Consider the following 15,706-nt stretch of genomic DNA (forward strand, 5'->3'; position numbering starts at 1 on the left):
GCCCTCCTTCCCTGCCTCTTTGCCGGAAAACTGCGCCCGCGGGCGTTGCTTCGCAAGCGTCGCGGCCGCACCATGGGCGCATGTTCCGGCGCTTCGCGTCCCTGCCCGGCAATCTGCGGGGCGCCATCCTGATGTCGCTCGGCGCCGTGCTCTTCGCCGTGGAGGCGCTGTTCATCCGCTGGATGAGCGAGCGCGGCATCCCCACCACCACCCAGCTCCTCGCCCGCTCCCTGGGACAGCTCGTCTGGGTTCTGCCCCTGATCGCGGCGGGCGGGCTTGCCGTCTTCCGCACGCGGCGGGCGGGGCTGCACCTGCTGCGCGGGCTCTCCTCGGCCGCCACCTGGGGGCTCTACTTCCTCTCCTTCGCCTTTCTCGACCTCGCCACCGCCACGGTGCTCAGCTTCACCAACGTGATGTTCACGACCATGCTGGCGGGGCCGGTGCTGGGCGAGCGGGTGGGGGCGGCGCGCTGGGCAGGCACGCTGATCGGGCTCGCGGGGGTGGCGGTGATGCTGCGGCCGGGGACGGAGGTGCCGGTGCTCGGCGCGCTGGTCGCCCTCGGCGCGGCGCTGGCCTGGTGCGGCATCACCCTCACCTCGCGCATGCTCTCGCGCACCGAGCGCACGGAGACGGTGCTGGCCTGGGTGGGCCTCGTCACCTCGCTCTGCGTGCTGCCCTTCGCGCTCTGGGGCTGGCGGCCCATCGGCGCGGGGGATGCGCTGATCCTGCTCGTCTTCGGCCTGCTCACGCCGGGCATCATCTGGTTCGTCACCGAGGCGCTGCGCGCGGGCGAGGCGAGCGCGGTGGCGCCCTTCCAGTATCTGCGCCTCGTCGTGATCATGGGCTTCGGCTGGCTGCTCTTCGCCGAAATCCCGGATCTCTGGGCGCTGGCGGGGGCGGCGATCATCCTGACGGGGGCGGTGATCGTCACCATCGCCGAGGCAAGGCGGCGATGACGCTCGCGCTGCAGGCCGCGCCGCTTCTCGTGCTCCTCGCGCTACTGGCGAGCGGGCGGGCGGGGCCCGTCGCCGCCTGCGGCGTGGCGCTCGCCCTCGCCCTGCCCGCCATCGCGGCCAGCCTGCCCGCGGGCGCGAGCCTGGCCGGCTTCCTGCCGGGGGCGAGCCTCTCGGCCGCCTGGCTCGCGCTGCAGCCCATGGCCATCGTGGCGGGCGGGCTCGCCTTCCACGCGGCGGTGGAGCGGCGCGGCGCCGCCGAGGCGCGCCCGCCCAGCCCGGCGCGCGTCTTCGCCGTGAGCCTGCCTCTCGGCTGCTTCCTGGAGAGCGTCACGGGCTTCGCGGTGGGCGCCGTCTTCGCGCTGGCCGCGCTGCGGGCCATGAAGATCGGCGGCGCGGTGGCGGTGGCGCTCGCGGCGCAGGCGCTGGTGCTGGTGCCCTGGGGGGGGCTCGGGCCCGGCACGCTGCTGGGCGCGACGCTGGCGGGCGTCTCGCCCCATGCGGCCGCGGCGCTGGCGGCCTGGGCCAGCGCGGCCTGGCTGCTGCTGCTCGCCCCCGTGCTGTGGTGGCTGCAGGCGCGCGCGGGGCTGGCGGTGCCGCCGCGCGAGAAGGCCGTGCAGGCGCTGATGCTGCTGGTGCTCGGCCTGCTGCTCATCGCGCTGCACGCCCTCGTGCCCTTCGAGCTGGTGGGCGTGCTGGCGAGCGGCGGCGTCGCGCTCTGGGCGCTCTGGCGCGCGGACCCGCCGCGCGAGGCGCGCGCCGCGCTGCGCGCCGCCCTGCCCTATCTGCTCCTCACCGCCGCGCTGCTCGCCGCGCGCGCCGTGCCGAACCCGCCCGCCTGGCGGCCCTTTCCCGAGCTGCCGGCCTTCCCGCTCACCCATGTCGCGGTCGTGCTCTGGGTGGTGGCGCTCGGCCTGCTGCTCGCCGGCGGCGAGGCGCGGGCGCGTCTCGCCTCGGCCATGGCGCGGGCGCGCAAGCCGATGGCGGTGCTGTTCCTCTATGTGCTGCTCGGCCGCTGGCTGGCCGAGGGCGGCGTGGCGCGGGCGCTGGCCGAGGCGATGGTGCAGGGCAAGGGCGAGGTCGCGCTGTTCGCCATGGCGCCCATGGGCTTCCTCGCGGGCTTCGTCACCGGCTCCAATGTCGGGGCGAATGCGGCGCTGATGCCGGTGCAGGCCGCGCTCGGCCAGGTGCTGGGGCTGCCGCCGCTGCTCGCGCCCGCCATGCACAATTTCGCCGGGGCGGCGGGGGCGGGGATGAGCGTGGGCGTCACCGCCATGCTCTGCGCCCTGCTGGCCGACGGAACGCGCCCCGCACAGGTGTGGCGGCTGCTCTGGCCCTCCATGCTGCTCGTCGTGCTGGTGGGCACGGCGGCGCTCTGGCTCATGAGGTGAGGCGATGACCGACTGGAGCGCGGCCGAACGCAAGCTCTCCCGCGCGCCGCGCCTGCGCGGGCTGGTGCGCCGCATCGGGCCCTGCACCCTCGCCCCGCGGCCGCGCGAGCCCTATGAGGCGCTGGTGCGCGCCATCGCGCATCAGCAGGTGCATGGCCGCGCGGCGGAGGCGATGCTTTCGCGCCTCATCGCGCTGCATCCCGAAGGCGGCTTTCCGCCGCCGCGCCTGCTCGCCGCGCTGCCCGAGGAGGCGCTGCGCGGCTGCGGCTTCTCCGCCGCCAAATGCGCCGCCATCCGCGACATCGCCGAGGCCAGCGCGGCGGGCCGCGTGCCGAGCCTCGCCGAGGCCGCCGCCATGGCCGATGAGGCGCTGGTCGAGCGCCTGCTGCCGCTGCGCGGCGTGGGCCGATGGACGGTGGAGATGCTGCTGATCTTCACGCTCGGCCGGCCCGACGTGCTGCCGGTGGACGATTTCGGCGTGCGCGAGGGCTGGCGCCTGCTCACCGGCGCCGAGGCGCAGCCCCGCCCGCGCGAGCTCGCCGCGATCGGCGCGGCCTGGCGGCCCTGGCGCAGCGTGGCCGCCTGGTATCTCTGGCGCGCCGCCGATGAGGCGAAGAAGGTGAAGGTGACGGCGGTGTAGCCGCGGCCACGTCACGCCCAGGGCGGCCCGCGATCCACCCGCACCACGCGGTTCACGTAGATCCCCGGCGTCACCACCCGCTCGGGGTCGATCTCGCCCAGTTCGCGGATGTGCTGCACCTGGGCGATGGTGAGGTCGGCGGCCATGGCCATCACCGGATTGAAGTTCCGCCCGGACTGGTTGTAGGTCAGGTTGCCCCAGCGATCCGCCTCCCACGCCTCGATGAGCGCCACATCGGCCTTGAGCGCGTGCTCCATCACGTATTTGCGGCCGCCGAACTCGCGCTCCTCCTTGCCCTTGGCCAGCAGCGTGCCCACGCTGGTCGCGGTGTAGAAGGCGGGGATGCCCGCGCCCGCGGCGCGCATGCGCTCGGCCAGCGTGCCCTGGGGGACGATCTCGAGCTCGATCTTCCCCTCGCGGTAGAGCTCCTCGAACACCACGCTGCCCGCGCTGCGCGGGAAGGAGCAGATGATCTTCCGCACGCGGCCGAGCTCCATAAGCCGCGCGAGCCCCACGCGCCCCGTCCCGGCATTGTTGGCCACGCAGGTCAGATCCTTCGCCCCCTGCTCGATCAGCGCCTCGATGAGCGCATCGGGCTGCCCCACGCTGCCGAAGCCGCCGATGAGCACGGTCGAGCCATCCTTCACGCCGGCCAGCGCCTCGGCCAGCGAGGCGACGATCTTGTTGATCACGCTTTCCTCCCGGAAGGTCCTGCGGGCGCGGGCGAGTGTGAAACGGCGGGGGCGAATCTCCAAGGGGGCGGCCGCCTACTCCTCCTTCTCCGCATAGGGGTTCTCCGTGCCGCGGAGCTGCAGGCGGATGGGCACGCCCGGCATGTCGAACTCGGCGCGGAATCCGTTGAGCAGGTAGCGCCGGTACTCGAACGGCAGCAGCTCCGCACGCGTGCCGAAGATCACCAGCGTGGGCGGGCGCGCCTTGGGCATGGTGACGTAGCGCAGCTTGAGCCGGCGGCCATCCACCAGCGGCGGCGCGTGGCGCGCCAGCGCCTGCTCGAACCAGCGGTTCAGCGCGCCGGTGCCGATGCGGCGGTTCCAGCGCTCATGGGCGCGGCGCACCGCGGGCATCAGCTTCTCGACGCCCGCGCCGGTGGCGGCGGACATGGTCACCACCTCCACGCCCTTGAGCTGCGCGAGCGAGCTCTCCAGCGCATCGCCGACGCGCGCGCGGGCGGCCGCGCGGTCCTCCACCGCGTCCCATTTGTTGAGCGCGATGACGAGGGCGCGGCCCTCGCGCTCCGCCAGCCGCGCGATGCGCAGATCCTGCTCCTCGAGGCCGAGAGTGGCGTCCAGCACCAGCACCACCACCTCGGCCTCGCGCAGCGCGGCGATGGAGGCGGCCACGCTCATCTCCTCGAGCCGGTCGGCGATGCGCGCGCGCTTGCGCATGCCCGCCGTGTCCACCACCCGCACCGGGCCCTCCGCGTCGCGGAAATGCGAGGCGATGGCGTCGCGCGTCAGGCCCGGCTCGGGGCCAGTGATCATGCGCTCCTCGCCGATCAGCGTGTTCAGCAGCGTGGACTTGCCGGCATTGGGCCGGCCGAGGATGGCGATGCGCAGCGGCTTCTCCGCGCCCTCGGCGTCCTCTTCCTTCGCCTCGTCGGGCGGGGCGGGGAGGTGCTCGGCGATGGCCTCCATCAGCGTCGCGACGCCCTCGCCATGCTCGGCCGAGACGGCGATGGGATCGCCCAGGCCAAGCTCATAGGCCTCCATGGCGTTGGCCGCGCCGGCGCGCCCCTCGGCCTTGTTGGCGACCAGGATCACCGGCCGGCGCGCGCGGCGCAGCCAGTTGGCGAAGGCGCGGTCGGCCGCGGTGAGGCCGCTGCGCGCGTCCACCACGAAGAGGGCGACATCCGCCCTCTCGAGCGCCACCTCGCTGGAGGCGCGCATGCGGCCGAAGAGCGTGTCGGGCGCGGCCTCCTCGAGCCCGGCCGTGTCCACCAGCAGCACCTCGCGCCCGGCGATGCGGGCCGGGGCTTCCTTCCGGTCGCGCGTCACGCCCGGCACATCGTCCACGATGGCGATGCGCCGGCCCACCAGGCGGTTGAACAGCGAGGATTTGCCGACATTGGGCCGGCCCAGTATGGCCACCACCGGCAGGCCGGACGCGGCGGGCGCGTCGCGCTCGCCCATGCGGGGTCAGCCCACGCCGCGCAGGCAGACCACGCTGCCGCTGTCGGTCAGCACATAGGCGCTGCTGTTGGCGATGGCGGGCTGGATGGTCGCGCCGGCGGGCAGGCGCAGCCGCGAGAGGATTTCGCCCGAGGCCGCGGCGATCTCCAGCATCTGCCCATGGCTGCCCGTGACCAGCACCCGCCCGCCCGCGACGAGGGGCGGCCCCCAGGCGATGGGGTTGCGCCGGCGCTCCTCGTTCTGGAAGCGCGGAAGCTGGGTGATCCAGCGCACCCGGCCATCCTCGCGGCCGAGGCAGACCATCTCGGCGTCGCGCGAGAGGGCGAAGAGCCATTCCCCCGCCACGGCGGGGGTGACGGTGCCGCCGATGTCGCGTTCCCACACCCGGCGGCCGGAGCGGAAGTCGAGGCAGGTGGCCGCACCGCCCATGCCGATGGCGAAGACGCGCCCGCGGTCGATCACCGGCAGGGCGGTGATGGCGCTGATGTCCGCGATGGAGGCGGCCGCGGCGCGCGAGGCGCCCAGGCTCTCGTTCCACACCACGCGCCCGTCGGGCACGCGCAGCGCCACGATCTCGCCCGAGGCGAAGCCGGCCACCGCCACCTCGCCCTCCACCGCCGGGCTCGGCTGGCCCACGATGAGCGCCAGCACCGGCGTGGCGCGGAACACCCATTGGCGGCTGCCGTCCTCGGTCGAGAAGGCGAGGAGCTGGTTCTCGACGGTGGGGGCCAGGATGCGCCCGCCCGCCACGGCGATGCCGCCGCGCGCCGGGGCGGGCATGGGCGCGCGCCACTTGATCGCCCCGGTCGCGGCGTCGAGCGCCATCACCTCCGCGAGCCCGGTGACCGCATAGAGCGTGTCGCCCGAGAGGGCGATGGCCCCGCCCATGGCGCCGTCGCGGTCGCGGCGCGGGCGCGTGTCGGTCTGCCAGCGCCGGCCGCCGCGCGCGGCGTCGAGCGCGGTGATCCAGCCGAAGGCGTCCATCGCATAGACCGTCTCCGGCCCGGCGATGGGCGCGGCCGTGAGGCGCTGGCGATAGCCGGTGCCCGAGCCGATGGAGGTCCGCCACACCTCGCCCAGCGGGCGCGGCAGGGCGAGATGGCCCGGCGCGTGGTTGGCCGGGCCGCCGGCGAAGGGCCATTCCGTGTTCACCACCGGCGCGGGCAGGCTGAAGGGCCGCGCGGCGGCCACCTCATCGGCCTCGAGCGCGCGGGTGGCGGCGAGGATCGCCCGGCGCTCGCCCGGCAGCGGCGTCTTGCTGGTGCCGAGCACCCGGTCGGTCAGGTCGGTCACCGTCTCGCAGCCGGCGAGCAGCCCGGCGGCGCCCAGCAGCGCGGCGCGGCGGGAGAGGGGGTGGCGCATCAGCTTCCCAATCCTTGCAGCAGGCGGGTGGCGCGCTCGCGCACCCCCTGGGGTGTCGCCGCATCGGCGAGAAGGGCGTCGAACTGGCGGCGCGCCTCGGCCGCGTCGTCGCGCTTCAGCGCGGCGAGCGCCAGCACCTCGCGCGCCGAGGCGCGCCAGGGCGCACCCGGGGCGGCGAGCGGGGCGAGGCGCGCGGCGATCCGGGCCGGATCGCCCGAATCCAGCGCGTGCAGGCCCCACAGAAGCGTGGCGAGGTCGCGGTAGAGCGCCTCCACCCCGGAATCCGCCGCCAGCGCCTCCCAGGCGGCCAGGGCGGCCTCGGTCTGGCCCGTCTCGGCCAGCAGCGCGGCGGCGCGCAGCCGCGCGAGGGTGCGGTAGCCCGAGGGCGCCTCGCGCGCGATGGCGGCGAAACGCTCGGCGGCGGCCGAGAGATCGGCCCCCTCGGCGGCGGCGGACTGCGCGGCGGAGAGGAAGGCCTCGGCCGCGGCGGCGGCCTGGCGGCCCTCCCACCAGCGCCAGCCCTGCCAGCCGCCCACCCCGGCGAGCAGCAGCAGCGCCCCGGCCAGGGCGAGGCCGCCGAAACGCTGGGCGAGGCGCTTCGCGCGCTCGGCGCGGAGATCCTCCTCCACTTCGTCCATCAGGTCCGGCACGGGCGGCGCTCTTCCATGATGGGCGGGGGTATAGCCGGGGCTTCGCGATGCGTTAAGGCAGGCCGGGGCTGGATGGGGCATGCGCCTCGCCCTGCTGGCCTTCGCGCCCCTGCTCGCCGCCTGCGACGGCCCGACCCTGGTCGGGGTGGGGGCGGCCAATGTGCTCACCCTCACCCTGGTCGGCCGCACCGTGCCCGACATGGTGGTGAGCGGCGTCTCGGGGCGGGACTGCTCGCTGGTCCGGCTCGACCGCGGGCAGAGCTATTGCGCGCCGGCCGAACCCCCGCCCGGCCCGCCGCCCTTCTGCACCCGCAGCCTGGGCCATGTGGATTGCTGGGTGACGCGCCCGCCCGCCATCCCCGCCCAGCGCGGCGTGGTGGACGCGCCGAGCCAGCTCAGCCCCGCCCAGGAGGCGAACCGCACCGCGCACTGGCCGCTGGGGAATCTCTAGGCCGCCCTCAGCGGAAGGCGATGGGCCGGCCGATGGGCGCGCCCAGCACCTCGCCCTCGCGCATCACCACATGGCCGCGGATGATGGCGCCCACCGGCCAGCCCTGGCAGCGATGGCCGGCGAAGGGCGTCCAGCCGCAGGGGCTCGCGATCCAGTCCTCGGTGATCTCGCGGCTCGCGGCCATGTCCACCAGGGTGAAGTCGGCGTCGTAGCCCATGGCGATGCGGCCCTTGTTCACCGCGCCATAGACGCGCGCTGGCCCGGCCGACATCAGATCGGCGAGGCGCAGCAGGCTCAGCCGGCCCTGGCTCACATGGTCGAGCATCAGCGGCACGAGCGTCTGCACCCCGGTGAGCCCCGCCGCGGTCTCGGGCCAGGGGCGCTCCTTGGCGGCGCGACTGTGCGGGGCGTGGTCGCTGCCCACCACGTCCACCGTGCCGTTGCGCACCGCCTCCCAGGCGGCCTCCAGGTGGCGGCGGTCGCGGATCGGGGGGTTCATCACCGCATAGCCGCCCAGCCGCTCATAGGCCTCGTCGGTCTGGGTGAGGTGGTTGAGCAGCACCTCGACGGTGCAGATGTCCCGGTAATCGGCGAGATAGGCCAGCTCCTCGGCGGTGCTCACATGCAGGATGTGCGCGGGGCGGCCCGTCTTGCGCGCCAGCGCCATCAGCCGCTTCGTGCCCAGCAGGGCGCACTCCACGTCGCGCCAGAGCATGTGGTTGCGGTGGGGCTGGCCGGAGCGGAACTGCCCCTTGCGGGCCTGCAGGCGATACTCGTCCTCCGAATGATAGCAGACGCGCCGGCGGCCGGAGCGCATCACCGCCTCGAGGCTCGCATCGTCCTCCACCAGCAGATCCCCGGTGGAGGAGCCGGCGAAGACCTTGATGGCGCAGACATTGGGCTCGGCCTCCAGCGCGCCGAGCTCGGCGATGTTGCGCTTGGTGGCGCCCACATAGAGGCCCATGTCGCACCAAGCCCGGCCCTCGATATGGGCGCGCTTCCAGGCGAGCTGCGCGGAATCGGTGATGGCGGGGCTGGTGTTGGGCATGTCGAACACCGCGGTCAGCCCGCCCAGCACGGCGGCCCTGGTGCCGGTGGCGATGGTCTCCACCGCCGGGTCTCCGGGCTCGCGCAGATGGACATGGGCGTCCATCAGCCCAGGCAGCACGTGCAGACGGGCGCAGTCCAGCTCCTGCTCCGCCTCGGCGCGGCGCAGATCGCCGAGCGCGGCGATGCGCCCTTCGCGCACGCCGATGTCCAGCGGCTCGATCGCCCAGGGCAGCACCACCTGGCCGCCGCGCAGGATCAGGTCGTAACGGGCCATCTCCGCCTCCTTCGCTCGCGCCCAGTCTGGCACCGCGGCGCGAGGCTGGACAGGCGGGCGGATCGGGGCGAAGCGCTCTGGGCTGGTGCCTTCCTGCCCGGGCCGAGCCGGTTTCGGTGGGCGGGGAGGCGGTGGCCGCCACCCTGCGCCGCTTGCGCAAAGGCGCGCCGCCCGAGGCGGCGTCGGCGGTCGCGCCGCCCCTTCGCCGCACGAGGACGCCAGGCGCGGGGCGTCGGCCGGCCCGGTCGGAGGAAGGGCCGGGTGGCATGACTCGGGCTGTGCCGCGCGGCCGCGGCCTGAGCCTGGGGCGGTTCCGCCCCGGCCCATCCTGCGCTAGCCCCGGGGCGTGCTCACCCCCCGCCCCGCCCTGCCGCTGCTCGTCGCCCTCGCCATCCTGCCCCTGGGCGCGGTGCTGCAGTTCCGCGCCATCGCGCCCGGCGCGACGGTCGCGCTGCTGCTCACGGTGCTGGCCGCGCGGCTGGCGAAGGGAAGCTGGCCCTGGCCGCGCGGGGCGCTGCCTGTCGCCGCGCTGGGGCTCGTCGCCTGGCTCACCCTCTCCGCCCTCTGGGCGCCCGAGCCCTGGCGCGTTCTCGACCTCGGGCTGCGGCTCGCGGCCTTCATGCTGCTGGGGGCCATGGCGGCCCGGGCGTTGTCGGAGCTGCCGCCCGAACGCCTCGCGCCCCTGCCCTGGGTGCTGGCGGGGGGCCTCGCCGCGGGGGCTCTCGCCGCCCTGGCCGACCAGGCCTCGGGCCATGCGTTGCGCGCCGCCGCGCGCGGATGGACAGAGATTCCCTGGCGGATCGTCTTCGGGCTGAAGCCCGCCGTCTCGGTGCTGGCGGTGCTGCTGCCGCTCGCGGTCTTCGCCCCTGCCCTGCCGCGGCTGCTGCGGGCGGGGCTCGCCGCGCTCGGCCTCGCCGCGGCCTTCGCGCTGCCGGCGGAGTCCGCACGCCTCGCCATGGTCGCCGGGCTTCTGCTTGGCCTCGCGGCCCGGGCGGCCGGCTCCTGGGTGGCGCGCGCGCTGGGCGGGGCGCTGGCGCTGGGCGTGCTGGCGGCGCCGTGGCTGATGGCGGGCGCGCTGGCGCTGCTGCCCTCGCTGGAGCGCCTGCCGCCCTCCGCCGCCCATCGCGTGCTGACCTGGGATTTCGTGCTGGAGCGCATCGCCGAGAAACCCCTGCTGGGCTGGGGCGCGGAGGCGAGCCGCGTGATCCCCGGCGGGCGCGACGGCTTCGACGAGGCCCGCCTCTCCCGCTTCGGCCTGACCAGCGAGAGCAGCCGCGCCTGGTTCGCCCGGCCCGAGGCGCAGGCGCTGCCGCTGCACCCGCACAACATGGCCCTGCAGCTCTGGCTCGATCTCGGCCTGCCCGGGGCGCTGCTGGGGGCGGCGCTGGCCTGGCTGCTCGGGGTGGCGGCGGCGCGCGCGAGGCCGCCCGCCGCCGCCACCGGCGCCCTCGCGGCGGCGATCATGGTCGGGCTGCTGAGCTACGGCGCCTGGCAGGAGTGGTGGATCGGGCTCATGCTGCTGCTCGTGGCCGCCCTCGCCGCGGGCAGCCGCATCACTTCTGGAAAGGGTTGAGCCGCTTCAGCCAGAGCTGCAGCCTGCCCCGGTTCTCCTTGCGGTCCAGCGCCTCCTGCGAGATCAGGAAGGTGGTCTGGATCACGAAGCGCTCTCCCGCGAAGGGCGGGTGGCCGTGCCAGGAGTTCTCGGTGCGCTTGAAGGCGAAGAAATGCCCCGAGAGCGGCGGCACCTCGGTCACGTAGTCGTCCATGTCGCGCTCGTTGCGCAGCACGCGGATGCAGCCGGCGCTGCTGCGGTCCCACTCCGCGTTCAGGTAGAGCAGCGCGGTGCAGATCTTGGACCTGCTGTCGTTGTGGATCGGCCCGTCCGAGAGCTGGGAGAGGCGGCGCACCGTGATCATGCGCGGCTTGTCGGTCAGGTCGAGGCCGAGCTTCTCCGACAGGATTTCGGCCAGCTCCGCGCTCTCCAGGTCGCGCAGGATGGCGTCATAGGCCCCCCGGCGCGGCAGCTTGGAGGAGGGCAGGTAGCCCGATTGCTGGATGTCCGGGTAATCGGCGCGGATGGCGGCCGCCTGCGCCTCCGTCACGCAGCCGGAGGCGACGATGTGCGGATAGGGGTCGCTGCGCGGCGGGGCGGCGCGCAGCGCGTCGAAGTTGAACAGGCGTGCGCCGGGCTGGGGCTGGAAGCCGTCCATGGATCGCCTCCTTCGGAACCGCGCCCCGCCTACTCCCGCGGGGCGGGCGGCGCAAGCAAGGCCTCGTAGCGCGGCAGCAGATGCTCCCACAGGAAGCGCGCGCGCACCCGCGCGGCGGCGGCCTCGCCCATGGCGCGGCGGCGGGCGGGGTCGTCGAGCAGGGCCGCGAGGCCTTGGGCCACCGCCGCGGCGTCCGCCCCGTCGCAGAGCAGGCCGGTCACGCCATGCTCCACCGCATCCTCCGCCCCCCCTTCGCGGCCGGCGAGGGAGGGGCAGCCATGCCAGGCCGCCTCCAGATAGACGATGCCGAAGCCCTCCACCGAGGCGCCCTCGCGCCGGGCGGGCATGGCGAAGAGATCGGCCTCGGCCAGCAGCGCGGCCTTCTCCTCCTCGTCCACGCGGCCCAGGAAATGCACCCGCCCCTCCACCCCGGCGGCGCGGAGGTGCTTCTCGAGGCGCGGCCGGTCCTCGCCCTCGCCCGCGATGGCATAGGCGAGGCCGGGATGGCGCGCGGCGAGGCCAGGCAGCGCCGCGATCACCCGGTCGATGCCCTTGCGGTCCTCGAGGCGCGAGACGGTGGCGATCAGCGGCCCGGGCCCGACCCGCGCGCGCAGCCGCGCCCGCGCCTCGGCCGAGGGGGCGGGCTGGGGCGCGATGGGCGGCGGGATGATCTCCACCCGCGCCCCGGGTGCCAGATGGGGCGCGATCTGCGCCGCGGTGTGGCGGGAGTTCGCCACCACCACCGTCGCCTTGGCCAGCGCCCGGCGGATGCGGAAGGCCCGGCGCGGCGAGGGGCGGGGCGGGAACTCCATGCCATGCGCCAGCACGATCACCGGCGCGCGGGTGGCGGGCAGGATCAGCGCGCTCTTCCAGGAATCGCAGATCACGCCGCGCAGCGCGGGGTCGCCGAGCAGGGGGCGCATGGCCCAGGCCTTCATCCAGGAGCGGAAGGGCCAGAGCGCGGCGAAGCGGTGCAGCCCGGCATAGGGGTGGCCCGAAAGCTCGACGAGGCCGCGCCCGCGGATGCGGTGGGCGAAGACATGCACCGGCTCGCGCGCCGCCAGCCGCTCCGCGAGGCCGCCCATCAGCACGGGAATCCCCCCCGTGTCGGGCGGGAAGTTGTGGGTGGCGACGAGGATCACGCCGGGTCGGTCGCCGGTTCGGGCGCGGGGGCGAGCAGCGCCTCCGCCGCCTGCACCACCTGCGCGACCGAAAGGCGGTGCATCGGCGTGGCACCCGGCGGCCCCTTGGCCAGCACCGCCCGCGCGCGCGGGCCGACCGGGGCGTATTCGCTCGCGAGCGTCGGGCCGAACAGGCCGAGGGTGGGCGCACCGCAGGCCGCGGCCAGGTGCATCAGCCCCGAATCATTGCCCACATAGAGCGCGGCGCGGCTCAGCACCGCCGCCACCTGCGGCAGCGCGGCGAGCCGGCCCACGAGATCCACAGCCCCGGGCAGGGCGGCGAGCAGGGGGGCGGCCATCTCGCGCTCCTGCGCGCCCGGCCCGCCCAGCACCGCCACCGCCGCCCCCGCCAGCACCCCGCCCGGGGCGGTCAGCGCCTGGGCGAGCTGGACGAAGCGCTCGGCGGGCCAGATCTTGCCGCGCCCGCTCGCCGTGGGCCCGAGGACGAGCAGCGGCCCCCCGGGCAGAAGCGGGGCCACCGCCGCCGCATCCTCCGGCGCGAACCAGGCCACGGGGCGCGGCGCGGGGGTCACGCCCAGCGTCTCGGCGATGTGCAGGATGCGGTGGCCCGGCCGCCGCCCGCCGCGCTTGATCGCCCGCCGCCGCGCCGGCACCGTCCAGGCGAAGGCCGAGCCGCGCAGATCCACCACCAGGTCCCAGCGCCGGAAGGCGGTGGCGAGCCAGAGATCCCGCCAATGCCGGGCGAGGCCGCGCTTGACCATCACGATGGTCCGCTCCCGGTTCGGCATCCGCGCGAAGAGCCCCTCGGCCAGGGGCCCGCAGGCGATGGTGATCCGCGCCTCGGGATGGGTGCGGAGCAGGTGGTCGAGCAGCCCGGTGGAGAGCACGGCGTCGCCGAGCCGGGTGGAGGTGACGAACAGGATGCGCACGGCCGCCGCCTAGCACGGCCGGGCTTGAGGCGGGAACGCCCGGCCCCGATATCCGCCCCATGCCAGTCGCCTTTCTTCCGGGCCGCGCCCTGCTCACCGTCTCGGGCGAGGACCGCGTCGCCTTGCTCCAGGGGCTCGTCTCCAACGACGTCACCCGCGCCGCCGAGGGGGTGTGGGCCGCGCTGCTCACGCCCCAGGGCAAGTGGCGGGCCGACTTCTTCCTCCATGAGCGCGAGGGCGCGCTCTGGCTCGACGTCGAGGCCGGCCAGGCGGAGATGATCCGCGCGGCCCTCGCGCGCTTCCGCCTGCGCTCCAGGGTCGCGATCGAGGCCGCCCCGGGGCGCGTCTGGGCCGGCTGGGGCGGGGCGCCCATGCCGCCGCAGGCTTTCCGCGACCCCCGCCACCCGCTGGCCGGCTGGCGCGGCGCGGCCCCCGAGGGCGCCGAGGCCGACGCCGAGGAGGCCGACTATGACGCCCATCGCCTGGCCCTCGGCCTGCCCGATGGCTCGCGCGACATGGAGGCCGAGAGCTCGGTGCTGCTCGAGGCCGGCTTCGACGAGCTGAACGGCGTCTCCTGGACCAAGGGCTGCTACATGGGCCAGGAGCTGACGGCGCGCACCAAGTATCGCGGCCTCGTCAAGCGCCGCCTCGTGCCCGTGCGGGTGGAGGGGCCGCTGCCGCCGCGCGGCGCGCCCATCACCGGCCCGGACGGCGCGGAGTGCGGCCAGATGCGCTCGGGCCGCGGCGCGCGGGGCCTTGCTCTGCTGCGACTCGAGGCGCTGCGGGCGGGGGCGCCGCTCTCCTGCGGCGAGGCGCGGCTGACCCCCGATATCCCCGCCTGGATGCGCCTGCCCGAGCCGAGCCATGCCTGAGCCGGAGACCGCCACCACCCCGGCCTGCCGGCGGGGCGTAAGGGCTCCTTAAGCGCCCCGGGGCGAGAAGGGGGGCGTGGAACCCGTCAGCGCCTCCGGCGGCGTCACCGCCGCCCGCCCCCGCCAGAGCGCCGCCGCGGGCCGCTTCGACCTCGCCCTTGCCCGGGCGAGCGAGCCGCGGCCCCAGCCCGCCCGCCCGCTGTCGGGCATCGGCCCCGCGCCGCGCGCCTGGGAGGCCGCGCAGAACCCCGAATTCCGCCAGCGCATCGCCGAGGCGGAGCGCAGCGCCGAGCACGCGCGCCACGGCTACGGGCAGCGCAACCCGAGCTCCGGCGCGCTGGGGCGCTACCAGTTCCTGCCGAGCACCTTGTTCGACATCGGCTGGAAGACGGCCGATGGCCGCTGGAGCTCGATCGCCCAGCGCCATGGCGTGAACAGCGAGGCCGATTTCCTCGCCAACCCCGAGGCGCAGGAGGCGGCGATGAGCGCCTTCCTGCGCCGCGTGGAGGTGCAGATCGAGCGCAACGGCGCGCTGGCGCGCCAGGGCCAGCGCCTGCGCGGGCTGAACGGGGAGGAGATCGCGCTCACCGAATCGGGGCTGGTGGCGGCCGCGCATCGGCGCGGGGCGGGCACCCTCGCCCGGTATCTCGCGCACCGCGCCAACACGCCCGATGCGCCGCTCAGCGCGCGCGAGCGCGCCGCCTTCCAGCAGGTGGAGCGCCGGCTGCTCGACTTCCAGCAGGTGGCCTATGCCTCGATGCGCGGCACGCCCGCCCCCGGGCCGGCGCGGGCGCTCGCCCAGGCGGGCGGAACGGCGGCGGGGGGCTGATAGGGCCGGCCTTCTTGCCGGACCTCCCGCACATGCCGGCTTGCCGCGCCCCAAGGCGGCTGGCCGCGTCGGCGCGCGGCTAGGCGGCGGCCTGCCGCCCCGGCGCCAGCCCGTGCTTGCGGGGCCTCGGGGGCCTCAGCGTAAGATCGCGCGCATGAAGGCCTTCATCGCCCTGCCCAGCCTGTTCCTGCTCGCCCTGCCGCTCTTCGGCGCCCCTCCGGCCGGAGCCCAGGCGCCGACGCCGGCCATGACGCCGGCCGAGGCCTATCAGCGCGGCTGCGCCGAATGCCACCGGCGCGAGAGCTCCGTCCTGCGGGCCATCCCCGCCCGCCCGGAGGCCGAGCGCCGCGCCTGGATCGAGCGTTTCATGGCCCAGCACCCCTGCGCCTGCGACGAGGCGCGGCCGCTGATCGTGGACTACCTGCTGGAGCGGACGCGGCGCTGAACACCACCAAACCCGCGAACCGCGCCGGAGGCCGGCGAGGCGGCGGCGTGCCGCGACACGGCGCCGCGCCGCCCTCCCTCGGGTCAAGGACCGCGGTCGCTGCTGCGCGGAGGGCCAGCTCTTCCTTGCGTCGCGCGCCGACAAGCCTCTCGCCTTCCCAGGCATGCAAGACAGGGAGGCGGCAGGATGCGCCGTCGCTCGCTCCCGAAACCCGGCTTGGTCGTCAGCGCGGCGGCGGCCCTGCTGATACGCGGGCTCTGGCGCACCATGACCATGCCGACCTCGCCACCAGCCAAATCACAGTGCCACAGTTTCATCCACGGCGGGTCGGGATCGCCGGTGGGTAACTGATACGGGC

General features: G+C 75.5%; 16 protein-coding genes. 8 read left to right on the plus strand and 8 right to left on the minus strand.

Annotation, left to right across the window (positions count from 1 at the left end):
* The first annotated feature begins 80 nt into the window (after positions 1-80).
* The 3 genes from H596_RS0114360 to H596_RS0114370 are packed head-to-tail and all read left to right on the plus strand — an operon-like array spanning position 81 to position 2,984.
* Positions 81-956: a DMT family transporter gene (locus tag H596_RS0114360; RefSeq protein WP_245584018.1), complete on the plus strand. Its 876-nt coding sequence runs from the start codon at positions 81-83 to the stop codon at positions 954-956.
* The gene (locus tag H596_RS21745) at positions 953-2,344 is read left to right on the plus strand and encodes an L-lactate permease (RefSeq protein ID WP_037301561.1); all 1,392 of its coding nucleotides are present in this window, start codon (positions 953-955) and stop codon (positions 2,342-2,344) included. The genes H596_RS0114360 and H596_RS21745 overlap by 4 nt, the downstream gene beginning before the upstream one ends.
* A gap of 4 nt (positions 2,345-2,348) precedes the next feature.
* Complete coding sequence (locus H596_RS0114370) at positions 2,349-2,984, plus strand: DNA-3-methyladenine glycosylase family protein (protein WP_027285471.1); 636 nt, start codon at positions 2,349-2,351, stop codon at positions 2,982-2,984.
* Between the two features lie 11 nt (positions 2,985-2,995).
* Here H596_RS0114370 and H596_RS0114375 read toward each other — a convergent pair whose 3' ends face one another.
* The 4 genes from H596_RS0114375 to H596_RS0114390 all read right to left on the minus strand — a co-directional run bounded on the left by H596_RS0114375 (position 2,996) and on the right by H596_RS0114390 (position 7,146).
* Positions 2,996-3,676 carry a 3-oxoacid CoA-transferase subunit A gene (locus tag H596_RS0114375; protein WP_027285472.1) on the minus strand — a complete coding sequence of 227 codons (681 nt, stop codon included), beginning with the start codon at positions 3,674-3,676 and terminating at the stop codon, positions 2,996-2,998.
* Between the two features lie 75 nt (positions 3,677-3,751).
* Positions 3,752-5,134, minus strand: a complete 1,383-nt coding sequence (gene der, locus H596_RS0114380; RefSeq protein WP_027285473.1) for a ribosome biogenesis GTPase Der — start codon at positions 5,132-5,134, stop codon at positions 3,752-3,754.
* Between the two features lie 6 nt (positions 5,135-5,140).
* Positions 5,141-6,496 carry an outer membrane protein assembly factor BamB family protein gene (locus tag H596_RS0114385; RefSeq protein WP_037301564.1) on the minus strand — a complete coding sequence of 452 codons (1,356 nt, stop codon included), beginning with the start codon at positions 6,494-6,496 and terminating at the stop codon, positions 5,141-5,143.
* Complete coding sequence (locus H596_RS0114390) at positions 6,496-7,146, minus strand: tetratricopeptide repeat protein (RefSeq protein ID WP_027285475.1); 651 nt, start codon at positions 7,144-7,146, stop codon at positions 6,496-6,498. Before H596_RS0114390 ends, H596_RS0114385 begins: the two co-directional genes overlap by 1 nt.
* A gap of 79 nt (positions 7,147-7,225) precedes the next feature.
* Between H596_RS0114390 and H596_RS21750 the strand changes: the two genes are divergently transcribed.
* Positions 7,226-7,597, plus strand: coding sequence for a hypothetical protein (locus H596_RS21750; protein WP_051213101.1), 372 nt, complete (start codon positions 7,226-7,228; stop codon positions 7,595-7,597).
* A gap of 7 nt (positions 7,598-7,604) precedes the next feature.
* On the opposite strand, the gene H596_RS0114400 is transcribed toward H596_RS21750, so the two are convergent.
* A complete protein-coding gene (locus H596_RS0114400) occupies positions 7,605-8,921 on the minus strand; it encodes a dihydroorotase (RefSeq protein WP_027285476.1) in 1,317 nt (438 codons plus the stop codon).
* 346 nt (positions 8,922-9,267) lie between these two features.
* Here H596_RS0114400 and H596_RS24885 point away from each other — a divergent pair, with 346 nt between their 5' ends.
* Positions 9,268-10,494 carry an O-antigen ligase family protein gene (locus H596_RS24885; protein WP_027285477.1) on the plus strand — a complete coding sequence of 409 codons (1,227 nt, stop codon included), beginning with the start codon at positions 9,268-9,270 and terminating at the stop codon, positions 10,492-10,494.
* Here the strand turns inward: H596_RS24885 and H596_RS0114410 are convergent.
* The 3 genes from H596_RS0114410 to H596_RS0114420 are packed head-to-tail and all read right to left on the minus strand — an operon-like array spanning position 10,475 to position 13,202.
* Complete coding sequence (locus tag H596_RS0114410) at positions 10,475-11,131, minus strand: 2OG-Fe(II) oxygenase (protein WP_211225284.1); 657 nt, start codon at positions 11,129-11,131, stop codon at positions 10,475-10,477. The genes H596_RS24885 and H596_RS0114410 overlap by 20 nt on opposite strands.
* Before the next feature lie 29 nt (positions 11,132-11,160).
* A complete protein-coding gene (locus H596_RS21755) occupies positions 11,161-12,273 on the minus strand; it encodes a glycosyltransferase family 4 protein (RefSeq protein WP_051213104.1) in 1,113 nt (370 codons plus the stop codon).
* A complete protein-coding gene (locus H596_RS0114420) occupies positions 12,270-13,202 on the minus strand; it encodes a glycosyltransferase family 9 protein (RefSeq protein ID WP_027285479.1) in 933 nt (310 codons plus the stop codon). The genes H596_RS21755 and H596_RS0114420 overlap by 4 nt, the downstream gene beginning before the upstream one ends.
* A gap of 59 nt (positions 13,203-13,261) precedes the next feature.
* On the opposite strand from H596_RS0114420, the gene ygfZ reads away from it, so the two are divergent.
* The 3 genes from ygfZ (at position 13,262) to H596_RS0114435 (ending at position 15,348) form a co-directional block, all read left to right on the plus strand.
* A complete protein-coding gene (ygfZ, locus tag H596_RS0114425) occupies positions 13,262-14,074 on the plus strand; it encodes a CAF17-like 4Fe-4S cluster assembly/insertion protein YgfZ (RefSeq protein ID WP_027285480.1) in 813 nt (270 codons plus the stop codon).
* A 76-nt stretch (positions 14,075-14,150) separates the two neighbouring features.
* On the plus strand, positions 14,151-14,903 hold the full coding sequence (locus H596_RS0114430) for a hypothetical protein (RefSeq protein ID WP_027285481.1): 753 nt from the start codon (positions 14,151-14,153) through the stop codon (positions 14,901-14,903).
* 154 nt (positions 14,904-15,057) lie between these two features.
* On the plus strand, positions 15,058-15,348 hold the full coding sequence (locus H596_RS0114435) for a hypothetical protein (protein ID WP_027285482.1): 291 nt from the start codon (positions 15,058-15,060) through the stop codon (positions 15,346-15,348).
* The last annotated feature ends 358 nt before the right edge of the window (positions 15,349-15,706 follow it).

Origin of the sequence: Rubritepida flocculans DSM 14296, from assembly GCF_000425365.1 — a bacterium.
Taxonomy (GTDB): domain Bacteria; phylum Pseudomonadota; class Alphaproteobacteria; order Acetobacterales; family Acetobacteraceae; genus Roseococcus; species Roseococcus flocculans.